General features: G+C 59.3%; 17 protein-coding genes and 1 pseudogene. 6 read left to right on the top strand and 12 right to left on the bottom strand.

What is annotated here, in order from left to right; translation table 11 throughout:
• Positions 1-275, bottom strand: a 275-nt coding sequence (locus tag BMY36_RS15600; RefSeq protein WP_175469316.1) for a transposase, incomplete at its 3' end; no start/stop codon positions are given.
• Positions 276-316: 41 nt separating this feature from the next.
• On the opposite strand from BMY36_RS15600, the gene BMY36_RS15595 reads away from it, so the two are divergent.
• The 5 genes from BMY36_RS15595 to BMY36_RS15580 all read left to right on the top strand — a co-directional run bounded on the left by BMY36_RS15595 (position 317) and on the right by BMY36_RS15580 (position 3,867).
• Positions 317-1,186 carry a LysR family transcriptional regulator gene (locus tag BMY36_RS15595; RefSeq protein WP_175469315.1) on the top strand — a complete coding sequence of 290 codons (870 nt, stop codon included), beginning with the start codon at positions 317-319 and terminating at the stop codon, positions 1,184-1,186.
• A 490-nt stretch (positions 1,187-1,676) separates the two neighbouring features.
• A complete protein-coding gene (locus tag BMY36_RS15590) occupies positions 1,677-2,300 on the top strand; it encodes a PEBP family protein (protein ID WP_231579697.1) in 624 nt (207 codons plus the stop codon).
• Positions 2,301-2,323: 23 nt separating this feature from the next.
• Positions 2,324-2,500 carry a hypothetical protein gene (locus tag BMY36_RS20575; RefSeq protein ID WP_231579698.1) on the top strand — a complete coding sequence of 59 codons (177 nt, stop codon included), beginning with the start codon at positions 2,324-2,326 and terminating at the stop codon, positions 2,498-2,500.
• 15 nt (positions 2,501-2,515) lie between these two features.
• Entirely contained in the window at positions 2,516-3,292 is a 777-nt protein-coding gene (locus BMY36_RS15585) for a YHYH protein (RefSeq protein ID WP_231579699.1), read from the top strand.
• Positions 3,289-3,867: a YbhB/YbcL family Raf kinase inhibitor-like protein gene (locus BMY36_RS15580; protein ID WP_175469314.1), complete on the top strand. Its 579-nt coding sequence runs from the start codon at positions 3,289-3,291 to the stop codon at positions 3,865-3,867. Before BMY36_RS15585 ends, BMY36_RS15580 begins: the two co-directional genes overlap by 4 nt.
• A 180-nt stretch (positions 3,868-4,047) precedes the next feature.
• On the opposite strand, the gene BMY36_RS15575 is transcribed toward BMY36_RS15580, so the two are convergent.
• Positions 4,048-4,740, bottom strand: coding sequence for a hypothetical protein (locus BMY36_RS15575; protein WP_175469313.1), 693 nt, complete (start codon positions 4,738-4,740; stop codon positions 4,048-4,050).
• Positions 4,741-5,125: 385 nt separating this feature from the next.
• A pseudogene (locus BMY36_RS15570) lies at positions 5,126-5,992 on the bottom strand (IS5 family transposase); the annotation flags it as partial.
• 398 nt (positions 5,993-6,390) lie between these two features.
• Between BMY36_RS15570 and BMY36_RS15560 the strand changes: the two are divergent.
• Positions 6,391-6,600, top strand: a complete 210-nt coding sequence (locus tag BMY36_RS15560) for a hypothetical protein (RefSeq protein WP_197086052.1) — start codon at positions 6,391-6,393, stop codon at positions 6,598-6,600.
• A gap of 147 nt (positions 6,601-6,747) precedes the next feature.
• Here BMY36_RS15560 and BMY36_RS15555 read toward each other — a convergent pair whose 3' ends face one another.
• The 9 genes from BMY36_RS15555 to BMY36_RS15515 form a co-directional block, all read right to left on the bottom strand.
• Positions 6,748-7,017 carry a hypothetical protein gene (locus BMY36_RS15555; RefSeq protein ID WP_050519404.1) on the bottom strand — a complete coding sequence of 90 codons (270 nt, stop codon included), beginning with the start codon at positions 7,015-7,017 and terminating at the stop codon, positions 6,748-6,750.
• Entirely contained in the window at positions 7,017-8,054 is a 1,038-nt protein-coding gene (locus tag BMY36_RS15550; protein ID WP_050519405.1) for a WD40 repeat domain-containing protein, read from the bottom strand. Before BMY36_RS15550 ends, BMY36_RS15555 begins: the two co-directional genes overlap by 1 nt.
• Positions 8,051-9,013, bottom strand: a complete 963-nt coding sequence (locus tag BMY36_RS15545) for a CobW family GTP-binding protein (RefSeq protein WP_050519406.1) — start codon at positions 9,011-9,013, stop codon at positions 8,051-8,053. The genes BMY36_RS15550 and BMY36_RS15545 overlap by 4 nt, the downstream gene beginning before the upstream one ends.
• Positions 9,014-9,016: 3 nt before the next feature.
• Positions 9,017-10,009 carry a metal ABC transporter solute-binding protein, Zn/Mn family gene (locus BMY36_RS15540; RefSeq protein WP_050519407.1) on the bottom strand — a complete coding sequence of 331 codons (993 nt, stop codon included), beginning with the start codon at positions 10,007-10,009 and terminating at the stop codon, positions 9,017-9,019.
• Between the two features lie 11 nt (positions 10,010-10,020).
• The gene (locus BMY36_RS15535; RefSeq protein WP_050519408.1) at positions 10,021-10,887 is read right to left on the bottom strand and encodes a metal ABC transporter permease; all 867 of its coding nucleotides are present in this window, start codon (positions 10,885-10,887) and stop codon (positions 10,021-10,023) included.
• Positions 10,884-11,624, bottom strand: coding sequence for a zinc ABC transporter ATP-binding protein AztA (aztA, locus tag BMY36_RS15530; RefSeq protein WP_050519409.1), 741 nt, complete (start codon positions 11,622-11,624; stop codon positions 10,884-10,886). The genes BMY36_RS15535 and aztA overlap by 4 nt, the downstream gene beginning before the upstream one ends.
• A gap of 104 nt (positions 11,625-11,728) precedes the next feature.
• Complete coding sequence (locus tag BMY36_RS15525; protein WP_082224815.1) at positions 11,729-12,166, bottom strand: Fur family transcriptional regulator; 438 nt, start codon at positions 12,164-12,166, stop codon at positions 11,729-11,731.
• Between the two features lie 74 nt (positions 12,167-12,240).
• Positions 12,241-13,290, bottom strand: a complete 1,050-nt coding sequence (locus tag BMY36_RS15520) for a FecCD family ABC transporter permease (RefSeq protein WP_050519411.1) — start codon at positions 13,288-13,290, stop codon at positions 12,241-12,243.
• Positions 13,287-14,222: an ABC transporter substrate-binding protein gene (locus tag BMY36_RS15515; RefSeq protein ID WP_050519412.1), complete on the bottom strand. Its 936-nt coding sequence runs from the start codon at positions 14,220-14,222 to the stop codon at positions 13,287-13,289. The genes BMY36_RS15520 and BMY36_RS15515 overlap by 4 nt, the downstream gene beginning before the upstream one ends.
• Between the last annotated feature and the right edge of the window lie 13 nt (positions 14,223-14,235).

Raw genomic sequence — 14,235 nt, 5'->3', positions numbered from 1 at the left:
TTTGGCACCGCCCAATCCAAGTCGATCAGGTGCAGGAGGCTCTCGACAAACCCCGTCGTCTGCCGCAGCGCCATGCCGAACAGTACTTTCATCGTCAGACATGTCTGGATCGCAGCGTCACTGTAGTCGGGCTGTCGGCCACGTTTTCCGGTCGGCGCAGCCTCCCAGGCCATGGTGGGATCGAACCAAATCGTCAGCGAGCCACGACGCTTGAGCGCTTCGTTATAGGCGGACCAGTTCCTGGTCTTGTAGGCGAGGGGTGTGGGTTTACTCATACCACACAGCTACCATGCTGGATTCACAAGATGAATCCCTCATGGGATTTGTGCAACAGAGCCGTGCTTTGCCGGAAATTGTGCAAAGCGGCAGCATATCCGCAGCGGCCCGAAAACTCGGTGTCTCGCAGCCTGCGGTCAGCAAAGCGATTGCGCAGCTAGAAGATCATCTCGGTGTCGCAGTGCTGCGTCGTGGCAGGATGCCGCTGGTTCTGACCGATGAAGGGATGGCGCTTGCGCGGTATGTCGAACGTGATGTGCTGTTGCGCAAACAAGCCTTTGATGACGTGACCAACGCGCGCAGGCTGCGCAAAGGGATTGTGCGGATCGGGTCGTTTGGGGCTTCGGCCTCGACACATCTTCTGCCGCGTTTGATCGCAGATTTGCGCCGCTTTCATTCTGGTATCGAAGTCGAGATACATGAGGTGCCTGACCTCGACGTCCTTGCCGCGTTACGCGCAGGAATGGTCGATGTGGGGGTGGTTGTTGACCCCGCGGACGATCTTGAAATAGTCCCTGTCGGGACTGACAAATTGGTCGCCCTGGTATCTGACGCCCACCCATTGGCAGGAAAAACGTGTGTCGGTCCTGATGAGTTAGCGGCACAACCTTTCATAATGACCAAGGGTGGCAGCGAACCCTTGGTTCGGGCGTGGTTCGCGCAGGGTGATCAGGTGCCAGACATTCGGCATACGGTGCAGCAGATTACATCAATCCTTTCTCTTGTCCGAATTGGGCTGGGAGTATCGATTATTGCTGAACGTGCCTTGCCCGAAACCCATGCGAACGTCTGTGTTATTCCCTTGTCTCCAAATGCCCCGCGCGCCGTCTATTTCGCACGCATGCGCGGGGATGTTCGGTCCGCAGCCGTCGGTGCCCTTTGGAACATTGTAGGGCAACGTGATCGTTGATTTATTCGAGCGTTCAGTAAGTTCGTATCACACTCTAACTGACTCTCTTAACAACCAGTGTTTGTTGAACGGATAAAACGGCTGTCGCTAGGATGCCCGTTTCTCGACAGCAGTCACTGCTCTGGAATGGGTCAAAGGTCGCTTTGTTCGAACACCAGACCTCGGGGCTAGCCGTAGCGAAGGTCTGGAAGGAGCCCATTTCGATTGATGCCGCGTGTCGTTTTAATGTCGGCCACGACCGTCGAGCGTTTTTGGTGCGGATGCACAATTCAGAAATTCAATCAACCCACACGGCCCGGGTCCATGAGTGATTCTTGCTGTTGTCGATGGCCCTGAATGCGGACATTCAAGGATAAAGCAAACCAGACCACTCATCAGAAATTGGCGGATAGTATTTTTGAAAAACAAACGGCTCGCGACGGAAAGCTAGCTTGGCTTCGTTTATACCAAACGCCGTGACAAGAGAGAGTGCGATATGATCCGATTCCCATTGAGCCTTGCCCTGATTGCTGCAGCAACTTCGGCCTCTGCTGAGACCTTTTCTGCCGATGTATGGGCGGATAACTGGTTTGCGATGCGGATCAACGGCCACCAGGTTGCCGAGGATTCTGTGCCAATCACGACAGAGCGGTCGTTCAACGCGGAAAGCTTTACGTTTCAAGCGGAGCGGCCCTTTGTCATCGGCGTTGTCGCCAAGGATTTCAAGGAAAACGACACCGGGCTCGAATATATCGGCACGCGCCGTCAGCAGATGGGCGATGGCGGGTTGATCCTTCAAATACGGGACGCGGCGGGAAATCTTGCGGCCGTCAGCAATGAAGATTGGCAGTGCGAGACGACACACACAGCCCCACTCGACAGCGCCTGCGAAGGCGAAGCGAACCCTGTCGCTGGCGTCGCACCTTGCGGATTCAACTCGAAACCCGAACCCGCAGGCTGGGATGCCGCCGCGTTTGACGCCTCCAAATGGCCCGCGGCCACGCTATATTCAGCGCGTGAGGTCGGTCCGAAAGACGGATACAAAGAGATTACATGGGCAGATGAGGCTCAGTTCATCTGGGGACCGGATATCAAGAAAAGCAATACCGTCCTCTGCCGTCTGACCGTTGAATGATCCTTCCGCGAAAGGCCAAACCCATGACCCGTTGCTTTGCATTTGCCCCGCTTCTTTGCGTCCTTGCCCAGCCTGTCTTTGCCCATGATGCGGCTGACCATTGCGCCGATGTGAAAGCTTCGGTCGCCGAGGCGGGCTTTGCCGACAAGGTAACCGTCACCTGCGAAGGTGAGCGGGCGCTTGTTACCTCGAACACCTAACCTGACCATCCGATCATGACCGGCATCGTCGGCTCCAATGAACAGATCCCTGTGCCAGCCAAGGATTATTCAGCACCGATCCCGCTAAAGCCAGTTCTTGGCACCACGCCGCAGACGCGCGACGCGGCCTTGGGCGTGGCCGTCAACGGTGTGCCGATTTATGACTATACCGGCGGTGGCGAGATGACGGTAGAAGATCTGTATCATACACAGGCCGAGCACGACACGTTGCAGACCGAGCAGCTTGACGCCTGCGGTGGTCATGCGGGGCGGGGCAACGACTACCATTATCACGTCAAGCCAACCTGTATGATTGACCAGATGAAGAACAAAGGCGACGCCGCGATCATCGGTTGGGCCTATGACGGTTTTCCGATTTACGGAGACAATAATCCCGATGGAAGCCATATCGCCTTGGATGTGCTGGATGTTTGCAACGGCCAGCCGGATGCAAATTTTGGCTACCGCTATCACACCTCGGTCGAGGCCCCCTATATCATTCAATGCCTTATGGGAGAGGTTCCCGATATGCGCGACTTGCCGCGCGTGGCACCTATGGACGCCCCAGGTTGGTTTGGCGGCGGACAAGAATCCGGGGTGCCACCTCTGGGCGGCGTGCAAAACCTTGTGTTCACCCAAGATGCCACGGGCAAGCGCAGCATGGATTACACCTACAAGGGAGAGGCCTATTATATGCGGTATACTCCCGCCACGACACCAGATTGCTATGATTTCGAGACAAAGACCGTGACCGATGGTGGCGAAGTCAAAACCGGAGAGTATTGCCGGTGAAAATCGCACCTCTCATCGCAGTCGCGCCAATTCTGATCGGCTTGGCAGCGGGCGGCCCCGCCTTTGCGCAAGATGCGCTGACGCTGACCAGCCCTGAAATTGCCAGTGGCGCGGCGCTGCCGGGCGATCTGAAATGCTCGCGCGACAATGGCGATGGCGTATCGCCGCCGCTCGCGTGGACGAACGTTCCCGAAGCCACCCAAAGCCTTGCGCTGATCATGTTTCACTATCCCAAAGGCACCGTAGAAGGCGTGAACCCGCCAAGCCAATACTGGCTGTTGTGGAATATCCCGCCCAACACGACCGCCATGCCGCGCGGCAACCCAGCATCGGTCGGCGATGAAGGCTCTGACAAGGATGGGAATGCGACGGGCTATACCCCGCCCTGTTCGCCAAAGCCGTGGTTTTCATTTTCTAGCAAACCGGAACACGAGTATTTCATCGAGCTTTTTGCCCTCAGCGCGCCGCTTGAAACCTTGCCTTCACACGATGACCTATCGGTCAATTGGGCGGCGCTGACCACAGCAATGGCGGGCAAAGTGATCGCGTCGTCGCGGCTTTCGTTCTGGAATTAAAATGAAAGCCATATCCACATTCCAACGAACTTCTGCATGTCGTTGATCTATCAAAAATGTGGCTTGAGCTAGACATTCATGTCCGTTTCCACAACGCCCCATTTTGAACATTCACAATCGAGCGTTTTTGGAACGGTTTTTGAGAACATTGGAGCAATTTTTCAATGCTCTCAAACCAGTTTAATCAATCGTTGTGCGCAATAAGACAAGATTGTCGAGAACGAGGTTCGATGACCAAATGAAGTCTGCATCAGCGCCCGGTGTATTGAAAACATCAACGAAATTCGTAAATGCCGATTTGTTGTCAACGCCCACAGTATTGTTGGTGAACGTCACGGCATTTGGCCAGAAACTGTCATCAAAGGCGGGCATCATCCAATCAGCGGGAACAACCCAATGTGCGGCAGAAAAGCCGTTGCCGTCGTCAACACCTTCGGTCGAGCAGGCAGAGCTGTCACGGGCTTGTCCGTCGATAACAAGACATGCGCGGTCGTGTAGCGGTGCAGTGTAAAATGTCTGCGCGCGCCACGTTGCATCAGTGATCGCAACCGTTTTGCCTTTGGCGTCCTGAATATTGGCAACAAAACCACCGTCGCCAGCGTGAAAGGCTTTACCTTGGTTGTTTTCGGACCCAAGGCCCAGATTTTCTTCCCAGTCGACCATCATCACGGCGACCGTTACAGGGCGCGTTGCAGTAAAGCGCACGACGTTGGAATTGAACGGCGTGAAAGGCACCGGATCGACAGCCAACAGCTTGCCGTTGACGTAAAGCTCAAAGTAATTGTCGGCAAAGATGTAAGCGGTGAACTCTTCGGCGCCACCAGCATCGATCACGGGCACGCTGGCCAAATCCAGATCGGACAGCGCGTTCAACTCTGCCCCGCCGCACTGATTGAAAAGATCTGATGCTTTTGGGGCGGTCTCGAAATGCGTAGGAGCGGGCACAGTCCAGACCGTCCCATCGTCGGATGCAATTTCACCGACAGCACTGACTCGCGAACCGCCACCACAATCAAATAGGCCGGGGTTGACAACTGTTGCCGAGTCTGTCGTGAAGGTCGCCTCTTGGGCACCTCGATTTTTGACTGTTTTCGCGGCAACGGCATAGCAGGTTTTGCCTGAGGCGCGTCAGCGACCTTCAGCTGACCGAGTGTTGCCTTGGGTTTGATGATGTGCTGCGTATTTCGCTTCGCGGACTTTCGGTTCAGGGCCGTTTTTCGCGATGCGCAGGGCGATCTGCGTCCTTGGTCGGCCGTTTTCAGGCTGGGTGTGGCTTGATGCGACCCAGTTGGCCGAGGCGGCGCATATTGTAAGCGAGATTCTTCATGCCGATCTTGGCCTTCGCCCGCACCAAGCCGATGGTGCGCACTAGGGTGCCGCCCATGTCGTTGGCCAGCGCGCCGAAGATGTGCTCAACCCGGACCCGCACGGTGGATTTGGTCCGGTTGCTGCCCTTGGCCTGATCGGTCAGCGGCTTGCCCCGATTGCCCTTGCGGTGGATGTGGCTCTTGAGTTTGCGCGCGCGCAGCTTGGCTTCCATCTCTTCGGACCGATAAGCTGAATCTGCCCACACGCCAGACCCGGTGTTGCCCTGCATCAGCAGATGATCCACTGCCTGGCTGTCATGCACAGCAGCATCGGTTACGTGATAGCGCCGCACCAATTTGTGGGTGCGGTCCACGTTTACGTGGTTTTTGTAGCCGTAATGGCTCTTGCCGTGCTTTTTCGTCCAGCGCGCGTCCAGGTCTTTCTGGCATCGCTTGGCGGGCTTGTCGGCCCAATCTTCGGGCACTTCGCCCTTCTTGATCGTTGCGTTTTCATCGCGCGTGTTGTGATTGCGCGGCACCGGCACGATGGAAGCATCCAGGATCTGCCCACCCCGCGCAATATAGCCCCGCCGCGCCAGATGACCGTCAAACAGCCCGAACAATTCCTCCACCTTACCGGCCTGCGCCAAGGCATCGCGATAAAGCCAGACCGTCTTGGCGTCGGGCACCCGGCAGTGGTTTGCCTACAAACCACGAGAGGGGGGCACCCGGCCGCCAAGGCCCAGCCCGAGGAAGCGCATAAAGGAAAGCCTGTCGCGGACCTGATACTCGATCTGATCATCCGACTCGGTGAAAAGCTTGACCCTCACGTGACGCTCAATCCGCGACCGCTCGAGACAATCTATGACCGGGTTGTCGAGTTAAAGCAGGTGGACAGGGGGAGGCAGTGCTGCGGGAGCTCCAGAGGCTCGCGGCCAATACCGCCACGGATGTGATCATGTCAGCGCGCCTGAGAACTCGGATCGCAGATATCGAAAAGGGCGATGGCTAGATGGGACGAAGTGGTGAAAGACCAGCAGTTTCTGCAACGCGGACGTGCCGTTGTTGAATTTTGCGAGAACTTGACCCAGTTTGCCAAAACGCCGTGACCTATTGGTTTCAACAATTCCACCGACTTTTCGTGAGATTATCACATTTCAGAAGGGTCAGCGCCAAATGGAAAAATGGGTCAATCAGACACGACAACCAACATTGTTTGGAAGCAACGCTCGCCCTTATCAATGAATACGGAACACTGATTTACCTGCTGTTGTTCGGATATTGTGCGTTGAAAAGCGGGTCTTTGCCGTTGTTCGGGGGCTATGCTGCGCAGGCGGGGGCGTTGGATGTGGGGCTGGTGGCCGTCGTGGTTTTCGCGGGGGGGTATCTGGGGGATGAGGCGCGCTTTGCGGTGGCGCGCAGGTAGGGCAAGGCCGCACGCAATGCCTGCATCGCCTCTCCCATCAAGCCTTGCGCCTCGGTATCCTTGTGCAACCCGCAAGCCGTGCCAAAGGGGCAGGCGTCCTGCAAGGAACATTTTCTTAGCGAGCGCATCATATTCCGTGTTTGAATTTCAAGAGGGTAGAGAGGGTTTCAACGACACCACATCCGTTTCAGTCACCCCGGCCATTGGACCGGGAAACCGCAGAACAAAGCGGCGATGATCGGCAAGCATCACCGTAATCACCGTTTCAAAATCTGGGCAGCCGGGATCACGGCAATCAAGTTCGGCCAGCATGATCGTATCTTGATCAGACAGGCCCATCAGCGCGCTTACCCAGAGTTTCAGACGCTCTGTCACCTCGGGATCAGGCGGCGGCTTGCGTTTGAACAGGCCGAACATCAGCCCGCTCGCCCCAGCGGAGCCCAAAGCACCAATCCGTCCTCCGCAGCGGCCAGCATCCATCCGGCGTCGGGCGTGACCATCAGATGCGTGACCGCCGCTCCGCTGCGGCGTTTGATGACCCGTGGGTCGGCAATCGGGTCCAGTTCACTGAACAGCACAACGCCGTTTTCAAACCCCGTCAGCAGCGCGTCATGGCCGGGCAGGCCCACCACCGCTGTTGCCAATGCGTCCCCATCGTGGCACAGCATCAAAGGCCGCTGGCCCATCGGGCCATTGGCCCCGTCGAACGGCCAACAGATCGCTTCTTGTGCGCCGCTGGAGGCGAGGTGTGGGTTTTTGCCAACCCAGTCGATTGACTTCACTTTTGTCGGATAGCCCGACATCCGCATGTCGGCTTTGTCACGCAGCCGCCAGCCATGCAGGGCGTTTTCCTGCATCGAGGTGACGATAAAGCGGTTATCTGGGCTCCATGTCACCGCCCCATGACTGCCCGCCCATTTTAGCGTTGACGCCTTCCAGTCGCGCCGCCCACGTGTCCAAATAGTGACGCCGCCATAATGCGCCACGGCCAGCCGCTCGCCGCGCCGATCAAAGGCCATGCCGCCGACGGTGCTGGGGTGGTCCAGCGCATGGGTGCGCCCTTCAGAGTCGCAGACGTGCGCAGTCTTGCCGACAGAGGCGGCCCAGGTGCCGTTCTTGGCGGCAGCCACACAATCCACCCATCGACCGCCATAAGCGGCCAGTTCGGTGATGTTGCCCGCAATATCCACCAGCAAAACCCGCCCGTCATCACCGCCCGTCAGAACGGACGCGCCGTGCCGCGCGAGGCAGAGCACTGCACCCCCATGCGCGGGCACTTCCTGCATCGGCAGATCGGGGCGAAATATCCTGATCTGCCCATCGCCAAAGCCTGCGACCACGGTGTCACCAACGGCGACCAAGCCTGTCGGCACCGCATCACAGATGAAATAACGCCCAACCGCCTCAATCGCGGTGGGGTCCGTTTCGCGCTGCACGGGGTCTAGGATCGTCATGCCGCTTTGCAAGCCTCAAACCCTTCGCGCAGGTTCATCGCCTCAAGATTACGACCGATGAACACCAGTTTCGTCTCACGCTTTTTGCCTTCGGGCCATGGTCCCATGTGGTTGCCATCCATCAGCATATGCACACCTTGGATGACATAGCGTTCATCCTCGCCCGCCATGTCGATGATGCCTTTTGACCGCAGCAGATCTTGCCCTTGGGTTCGCAACAACGTGCTGAACCATTTTTGGAACGCATCCGGGTTCATCGGCACGTCGGAATGAAGCGAGATGCTGGTGACACCGTCGTCATGTTCATGCGCGTGATCGCCCTCCATGAAATCGGGTTCAATTTCCAAAATGCGGTCCAGCTCAAACGCTTTCAGGCCAAGCACTTGATCAAGATCCACATCGCAGCGCGCTGTGCGGATAATTTTGGCCGTAGGGTTGATCGCGCGCAAACGCGCCTCGACCGCCGCAAGGGCGCCTGCGTCCACCAGATCGGTTTTGTTCAGCAGAACGATATCGGCAAATGCAATCTGTTCCGCCGCCTCATGGCTTTCGTCCAGATGGGTGGCAAGGTTGACCGCATCAGCGACCGTTAGGATCGCATCGAGCCGGGTGCGCGCGGCCACATCAGCGTCAACGTAGAACGTCTGTGCCACCGGGGCCGGGTCGGCCAGACCGGTCGTCTCGATCAAGATGCCATCCAGCCCCTTGCGCTTCATCAGCCCGCCGATAATGCGGATCAGATCGCCGCGCACGGTGCAGCAGATGCAGCCGTTGTTCATCTCGAACACTTCCTCATCGGCTTGGGTCACCAGATCATTGTCGATGCCGGTTTCCCCAAATTCGTTGATGATAACGGCGAATTTGCGGCCATGGTTTTCGGTCAGGATGCGGTTCAAAAGCGTGGTCTTGCCTGCGCCGAGGAACCCGGTAAGGACGGTAACGGGGATTTGGTCTTGCATGGTTCAGGCTCCCAAAGCGGCGGTGAGGGTGGTGATGTTGTGACGCATCATGTTCAGGTAGGTGCTGGCGGGACCGTCGGGGCCAGACAGCGCGTCGGAATAAAGCGTGCCGCCGATCTTGGCCGACGTTTCAGACGTGATTTGCTCCAGCAATCGGCTGTCAGTGATGTTCTCCATGAACACCGCAGGGATCGCCTCATCCTTCATCTGTGTAATCAGGGCGGCGACATCAGCGGCGGAGGCTTCGGATTCGGTGCTGAGGCCTTCGGGCGCGTGGAAGGTCAGGCCATAGGCGGCGCCAAAGTAACCAAAGGCGTCATGCGAGGTCACGACGGAGCGGTTGGCCTCCGGCAGGGCGGCGACGGCAGCCTTGATCTTGGCGTCGAGCGTGTCGATTTGCGCCACATAGGCTGCTGCATTGGCGGCATAAACAGTAGCGCCAGCCGGGTCAGCAGCGGCTAGCCCAGCCTCGATATTGGCAACATAGACCCGTGCATTGACAAGGCTTTGCCAAGCGTGCGGGTCAAACGCGCCGTGATCGTGCCCGGCATGATCGTCGTGGTCATGGCCCGCATGATCGTGGTGTTTTTCACCCTCTGTATGGTCCGCATGCTTCTCGCCTGCGGCATGCTCGTCATGGCCTTCCTCGGCCATCTCCAACGGTTCAATTCCAGTTGTAGCAATGACAACAGGGCCTTTATATTCCGATGCCTCAATCAGCCGATCAAGCCAGCCCTCAAATGCAATACCATTCACGAACACGACCTTTGCCCCTGCCACGGCCTGCGCATCGGCGGGTGTGGGGGAATAGACATGGGCATCGCCATCCGCGCCGACGATTGTGGTCACGGCCACGCGGTCACCGCCGACAGCGGAAACCATATCGCCAAGGATCGAAAAGCTGGCGACGACCGGCATTTTGTCTTGCGCGGCAGCGGCCACTGGCAGCAACGCGAGTGCGGAAACGGTGAGGCCAAGGAAAAAGCGACGGTTCATGGGGGATCCTTTCAGGAGGCGAGGTGAGGGCGCGGCAGGTAGCGCGCCATAAGGCTGCCGTGGCGTCCGAAGACGACGGAAGCGGCATAAATGGCCCCAGCAACCAGAATGATGGCCGGACCAGAGGGGAGCGAGTAATGGTAAGACAGCAGCAGGCCGGTGGCGCTGGACACAATCGCCGCTACGATGGCGACCCCGACCATGCCGCCGATGCCCGTCGCCCAGAACCGCGCGGCGGCGGCGGGCAGGATCATCAGACCGACCGACATCAGCGTGCCAAGCGCCTGAAATCCGGCGACAAGGTTCAGCACCACCAGCGCCAGAAAGGCAAAATGCGTGACAGCACTTAAGGTAGAGACCGACCGGAGGAACTGCGGGTCCGCACATTCAAGGATGAGCGGGCGGAACAGCACCGCAAGCGTGAACCATGTGATCGTCGTGATGCTGCACAGCAGGATCAGCGCGTCATTGTTTAGCGCCAGCACCGTGCCGAACAGCACATGCAGCAGGTCCACGTTGCTGCCTTGGGTCGAGACGATCATGACCCCGGCGGCGAGGCTGATGAGGTAAAAGGCGGCCATACTGGCATCCTCCTTCAGCGCCGTGACCCGTGTCACAAATCCCGACAGCAGCGCCACCGCCATGCCAGCGACCAGCCCGCCGATGGTCATTGCGCCCAGCGACAGGCCGGACACCAGAAACCCCACGGCAGCCCCCGGCAGGATTGCATGCGCCATCGCATCGCCTGTCAGGCTCATCCGGCGCAGCATCAGGAACACGCCCACCGGCACTGCGCCTACGGAAATTGCGATGCAGCCCAGAAGCGCACGGCGCATGAAGGCGAAATCGACGAACGGAGCGATCAGCGCGTCGATCATGCGGCCCCCCGTGTTTCAGGCAGGCAGACGGCGGCATTTTCATCGAATGCCTCGCACATCTGCCGGGCGCGGAACAGGTTTTCCGCCGTCAGCACCTGTTCGGTCGGGCCATGCGCCACCAACTCGCGGGCGATCACAAGCGTTTCGGGGAAATGCGCACGCACGGCGTCAAGGTCATGCAGCACGGCAACCACCGTGCGCCCGTCGCCATGCCAGCGATGCACGATCTGCATAAGGTCGGCGGCGGTCTTGGCGTCGATGGCGGTGAACGGCTCGTCCAGCAGGTTCACATCGGCCTCTTGCAGCAACAGCCGTGCGAACAGCACACGCTGCATCTGGCCGCCAGACAGGGCCGCAATACTGCGCCGCTCGAACCCCGTCAGGCCCACGGCAGACAGCGCCGCCGCGATCCGGTCGGCATGCGCGGGGCGCAGGCGGCCAAAAGCACCGATCTCGGCCCACAGGCCCATCGCCACAAGGTCGCGCACTGGCAAGGGGAATGTCCGGTCAATCTCGGCTTGTTGCGGCAAATAGGCGATGCGGTCGCGGGCATGGGTGATGCTGCCCTCAAGCGGGGCCAGCGCGCCCACCATCCCTTTCAAAAGGGTCGATTTGCCCGCACCATTCGGGCCAACAACTGCTGTCAGACTGCCCGAAGAGATCACGGCATCCAGATGATGCACCGCCGGATGACGGTCATAGCCAAGAGTCAGGTCTTTAAAGGTAATTGCTGGCATCGCTCAGCCCACCAATGCCCAGAGGGCAAGCCACAAGAGCCCCGACACCACTGCCGCCCCCGCTAGCCGCAGGCCGAGACCGGACAGGATCAGGCTGAACCCGTTCATGCCTTGCCCCCTGCCGCGTGCAACCCGTCGCAATCACCGCAGCGGCCGTGCATTTCGATCACGGGCCGGGTCGGTTTGAACCCTTCCACAGACAGCGCTTTGGTCAGCCTGCCTACGGCAGCGTCGGCGTGGCGTTCCTGCACCCGCCCGCAATCGTCGCAGATCGCAAAGACAACAGAATGACCCGCGCTGTCCTGCCCGGCCGACAGATAGGCGTTCAGCGATTCGATCCGCCGCACCCGGCCGTCACGGATCAGATGTTCAAGCGCGCGGTAGACAGTCGGCGGCGCGATTTTGGGTCGCGACGGACGCAAACGTTCCAGAATATCATAGGCAGCAAGGGGGCCATTGGCAGTGCGGATCACATCAAGGACCATCCGGTCGTTTTCGGATTCTACCGGGGGCACCATTGGATCGGGCGTTTTTCGGGACATGGCGTGGGAAGCCTTATAAGAAGATAGCGTTACGTTATATCATAACTTAAATGACGACAAGACCTTGACAGCCGTCACAACCGCCGGCGCGCCAGCAGGCCGACAAAGAACACCCCGCCGATCAACCCGGTGACAACGCCAATGGGCATATCCTCGGGGGCCATCACGACGCGGGCGACGATGTCGGCCCAGATCAGGAATATCGCGCCGAACAGTGCCGAAAACGGTAGCACACGGGCATTGTTGCCGCCCATCACCAACCGCACGACATGCGCCATCATCAGCCCGACAAAGCCGATGATCCCGGAAAAAGCGACCATGACACCGGTGATCAGGGCGCAGGCCACAAACACCGTCATCCGGAACCGGGCGGGGGCGATGCCCAAGGTCGCCGCCGTTTCATCCCCCACGCTCATCGCGTTCATCTCGGGCGCGCGCAGCCAGAGCCAGACGCCGACAGGCAGCAGGACCACCAGCGGCCAGACCAGATGCGCCCATTGCGCCAGACCAAGTCCGCTCAGCATCCAGAATACCACCGTATGCGCAGCACGCGGATCGCCCAGAAAGATCAGCACATTGGCCCCTGCCAGCACGATGAAACTGACCGCGACCCCGGCCAGCACCAGCCGGTCGGCAGATGTCGCCCCGGCCAGCCCCGCCACGCCGACAACCAGCATCGCGGCCACCAGCGCACCCGCAAAGGCCAGCAACGGCACGGTCAGTAGCCCCAGAAACAGCCCAGTATGCAGCAGCGCAAGGATCGCCCCGAAGGCTGCACCTGAGGAGATGCCCAGCAAATGTGGATCGGCCAGCGGGTTGCGCGTGACCGCCTGCAACGCCGCCCCCACCAGCCCCAGACCCGCGCCCACCAAGGCGGCCAGCAGGGCGCGGGGAAAGCGGATGTCCCAGACAATCGCTTCGCGCCCCGCCGTCCAATTGGCATCGACCAGACCAGGGATCAGCTTGTTCGCCAAAACCCCCGTGACCGTGCCCAGAGGCACCTGAACGGCACCGACAGCAACCGCGAACAGCAGGGATACTGCGAGTGCCGCGAGGCCAAGTGCCGTCCCCGCACCAATCCGAAACCGGCGCAGCGTTTCAAGGGAGGCAGCCTGATCCGTCATCCCCCCAGCCCGGCAAAGCCTGCGACAAGCTTTTCCACCGCCTGAATATTGCGCGGTCCCGGGGTCGCCTCGACATATTCCAGAACGACGAAGCGGTTGTTTACGACGGCATCAATGCTGGCAAAGGCCGGGTTGGACCGCATGAATTCAATCTTCTGTTCCGCCGTCACATCGCCGTAGTTGACGATGACGATGACCTCCGGATTGCGCTCTACCACTGGCTCCCACGCAATCTCGGTCCAGCTTTTCTCCACATCATCCATGATGTTCACGCCGCCCGCCGCCTCGATCATCGCGGTGGGCATCGCGTATTTTCCGGCAGTGAACGGGGCTTCTTCGCCGCTTTCATAGACAAAGACCCGCAAAGGATCGCTGCGGTCCACGCCCGCCGTCACCTTGGCCAGCCGCGCCTCGTAGCCCGCGACAAGCGCCGTGGCCCTATCCTCGACGCCAAAGATACGCCCGAGATTGAGAAGGTCATTATACATATCCTGCATCGCCACCTTGTCCTTCACGCCAATGTGAATGCAGCTTTCGGTCAGCTCGTAGACCGCAATGCCGAACGGGCCGAGGGTTTCGGGCGTCACCTCGCCGCCGACCCGCATCCCGTAGTTCCACCCGGCAAAGAAGAAGTCGGGTTCAGCCCCCACGAGCACCTCGCGCGAGGGGTATTTTTCGGACAGTTCGGGCAGTTCGGCCACGCCTTTGCGCATTTCTTCGTCCAGCGTCTTCCAACCGGAAATCCCAGTATAGCCGATCATGCTGTCACGCAGACCCAGCACCAGCATCATCTCAGTCAGGTTCACATCATTGGAAATCGCGCGGGTGGGGGCTGCATCGAAGGTCACGTCGCGGTCGCAACTTTGCACCGTGACGGGAAAGGCCCGCGCGGCGGTGGCTGACAGCAAAAGAGCGAGAATGGCAAGTTTCATAGGGGTCTCCGAG

The organism is Pseudorhodobacter antarcticus (genome assembly GCF_900110135.1).
Lineage (GTDB): Bacteria > Pseudomonadota > Alphaproteobacteria > Rhodobacterales > Rhodobacteraceae > Pseudorhodobacter > Pseudorhodobacter antarcticus.
This window is presented reverse-complemented; position numbering and strand designations above follow the sequence as displayed.

What these genes read in the sequence shown, in the direction of transcription:
- BMY36_RS15595 (WP_175469315.1), top strand. Translation starts at nt 317, where the DNA reads ATGGGATTTGTGCAACAGAGCCGTGCTTTGCCGGAAATTGTGCAAAGC.
- BMY36_RS20575 (WP_231579698.1), top strand. Translation starts at nt 2,324, where the DNA reads ATGACCCGTTGCTTTGCATTTGCCCCGCTTCTTTGCGTCCTTGCCCAG.
- BMY36_RS15585 (WP_231579699.1), top strand. Translation starts at nt 2,516, where the DNA reads ATGACCGGCATCGTCGGCTCCAATGAACAGATCCCTGTGCCAGCCAAG.
- BMY36_RS15555 (WP_050519404.1), bottom strand. Translation starts at nt 7,017, where the DNA reads ATGTTCGGCCTGTTCAAACGCAAGCCGCCGCCTGATCCCGAGGTGACA.
- BMY36_RS15550 (WP_050519405.1), bottom strand. Translation starts at nt 8,054, where the DNA reads ATGACGATCCTAGACCCCGTGCAGCGCGAAACGGACCCCACCGCGATT.
- BMY36_RS15545 (WP_050519406.1), bottom strand. Translation starts at nt 9,013, where the DNA reads ATGCAAGACCAAATCCCCGTTACCGTCCTTACCGGGTTCCTCGGCGCA.
- BMY36_RS15540 (WP_050519407.1), bottom strand. Translation starts at nt 10,009, where the DNA reads ATGAACCGTCGCTTTTTCCTTGGCCTCACCGTTTCCGCACTCGCGTTG.
- BMY36_RS15535 (WP_050519408.1), bottom strand. Translation starts at nt 10,887, where the DNA reads ATGATCGACGCGCTGATCGCTCCGTTCGTCGATTTCGCCTTCATGCGC.
- aztA (WP_050519409.1), bottom strand. Translation starts at nt 11,624, where the DNA reads ATGCCAGCAATTACCTTTAAAGACCTGACTCTTGGCTATGACCGTCAT.
- BMY36_RS15525 (WP_082224815.1), bottom strand. Translation starts at nt 12,166, where the DNA reads ATGTCCCGAAAAACGCCCGATCCAATGGTGCCCCCGGTAGAATCCGAA.
- BMY36_RS15520 (WP_050519411.1), bottom strand. Translation starts at nt 13,290, where the DNA reads ATGACGGATCAGGCTGCCTCCCTTGAAACGCTGCGCCGGTTTCGGATT.
- BMY36_RS15515 (WP_050519412.1), bottom strand. Translation starts at nt 14,222, where the DNA reads ATGAAACTTGCCATTCTCGCTCTTTTGCTGTCAGCCACCGCCGCGCGG.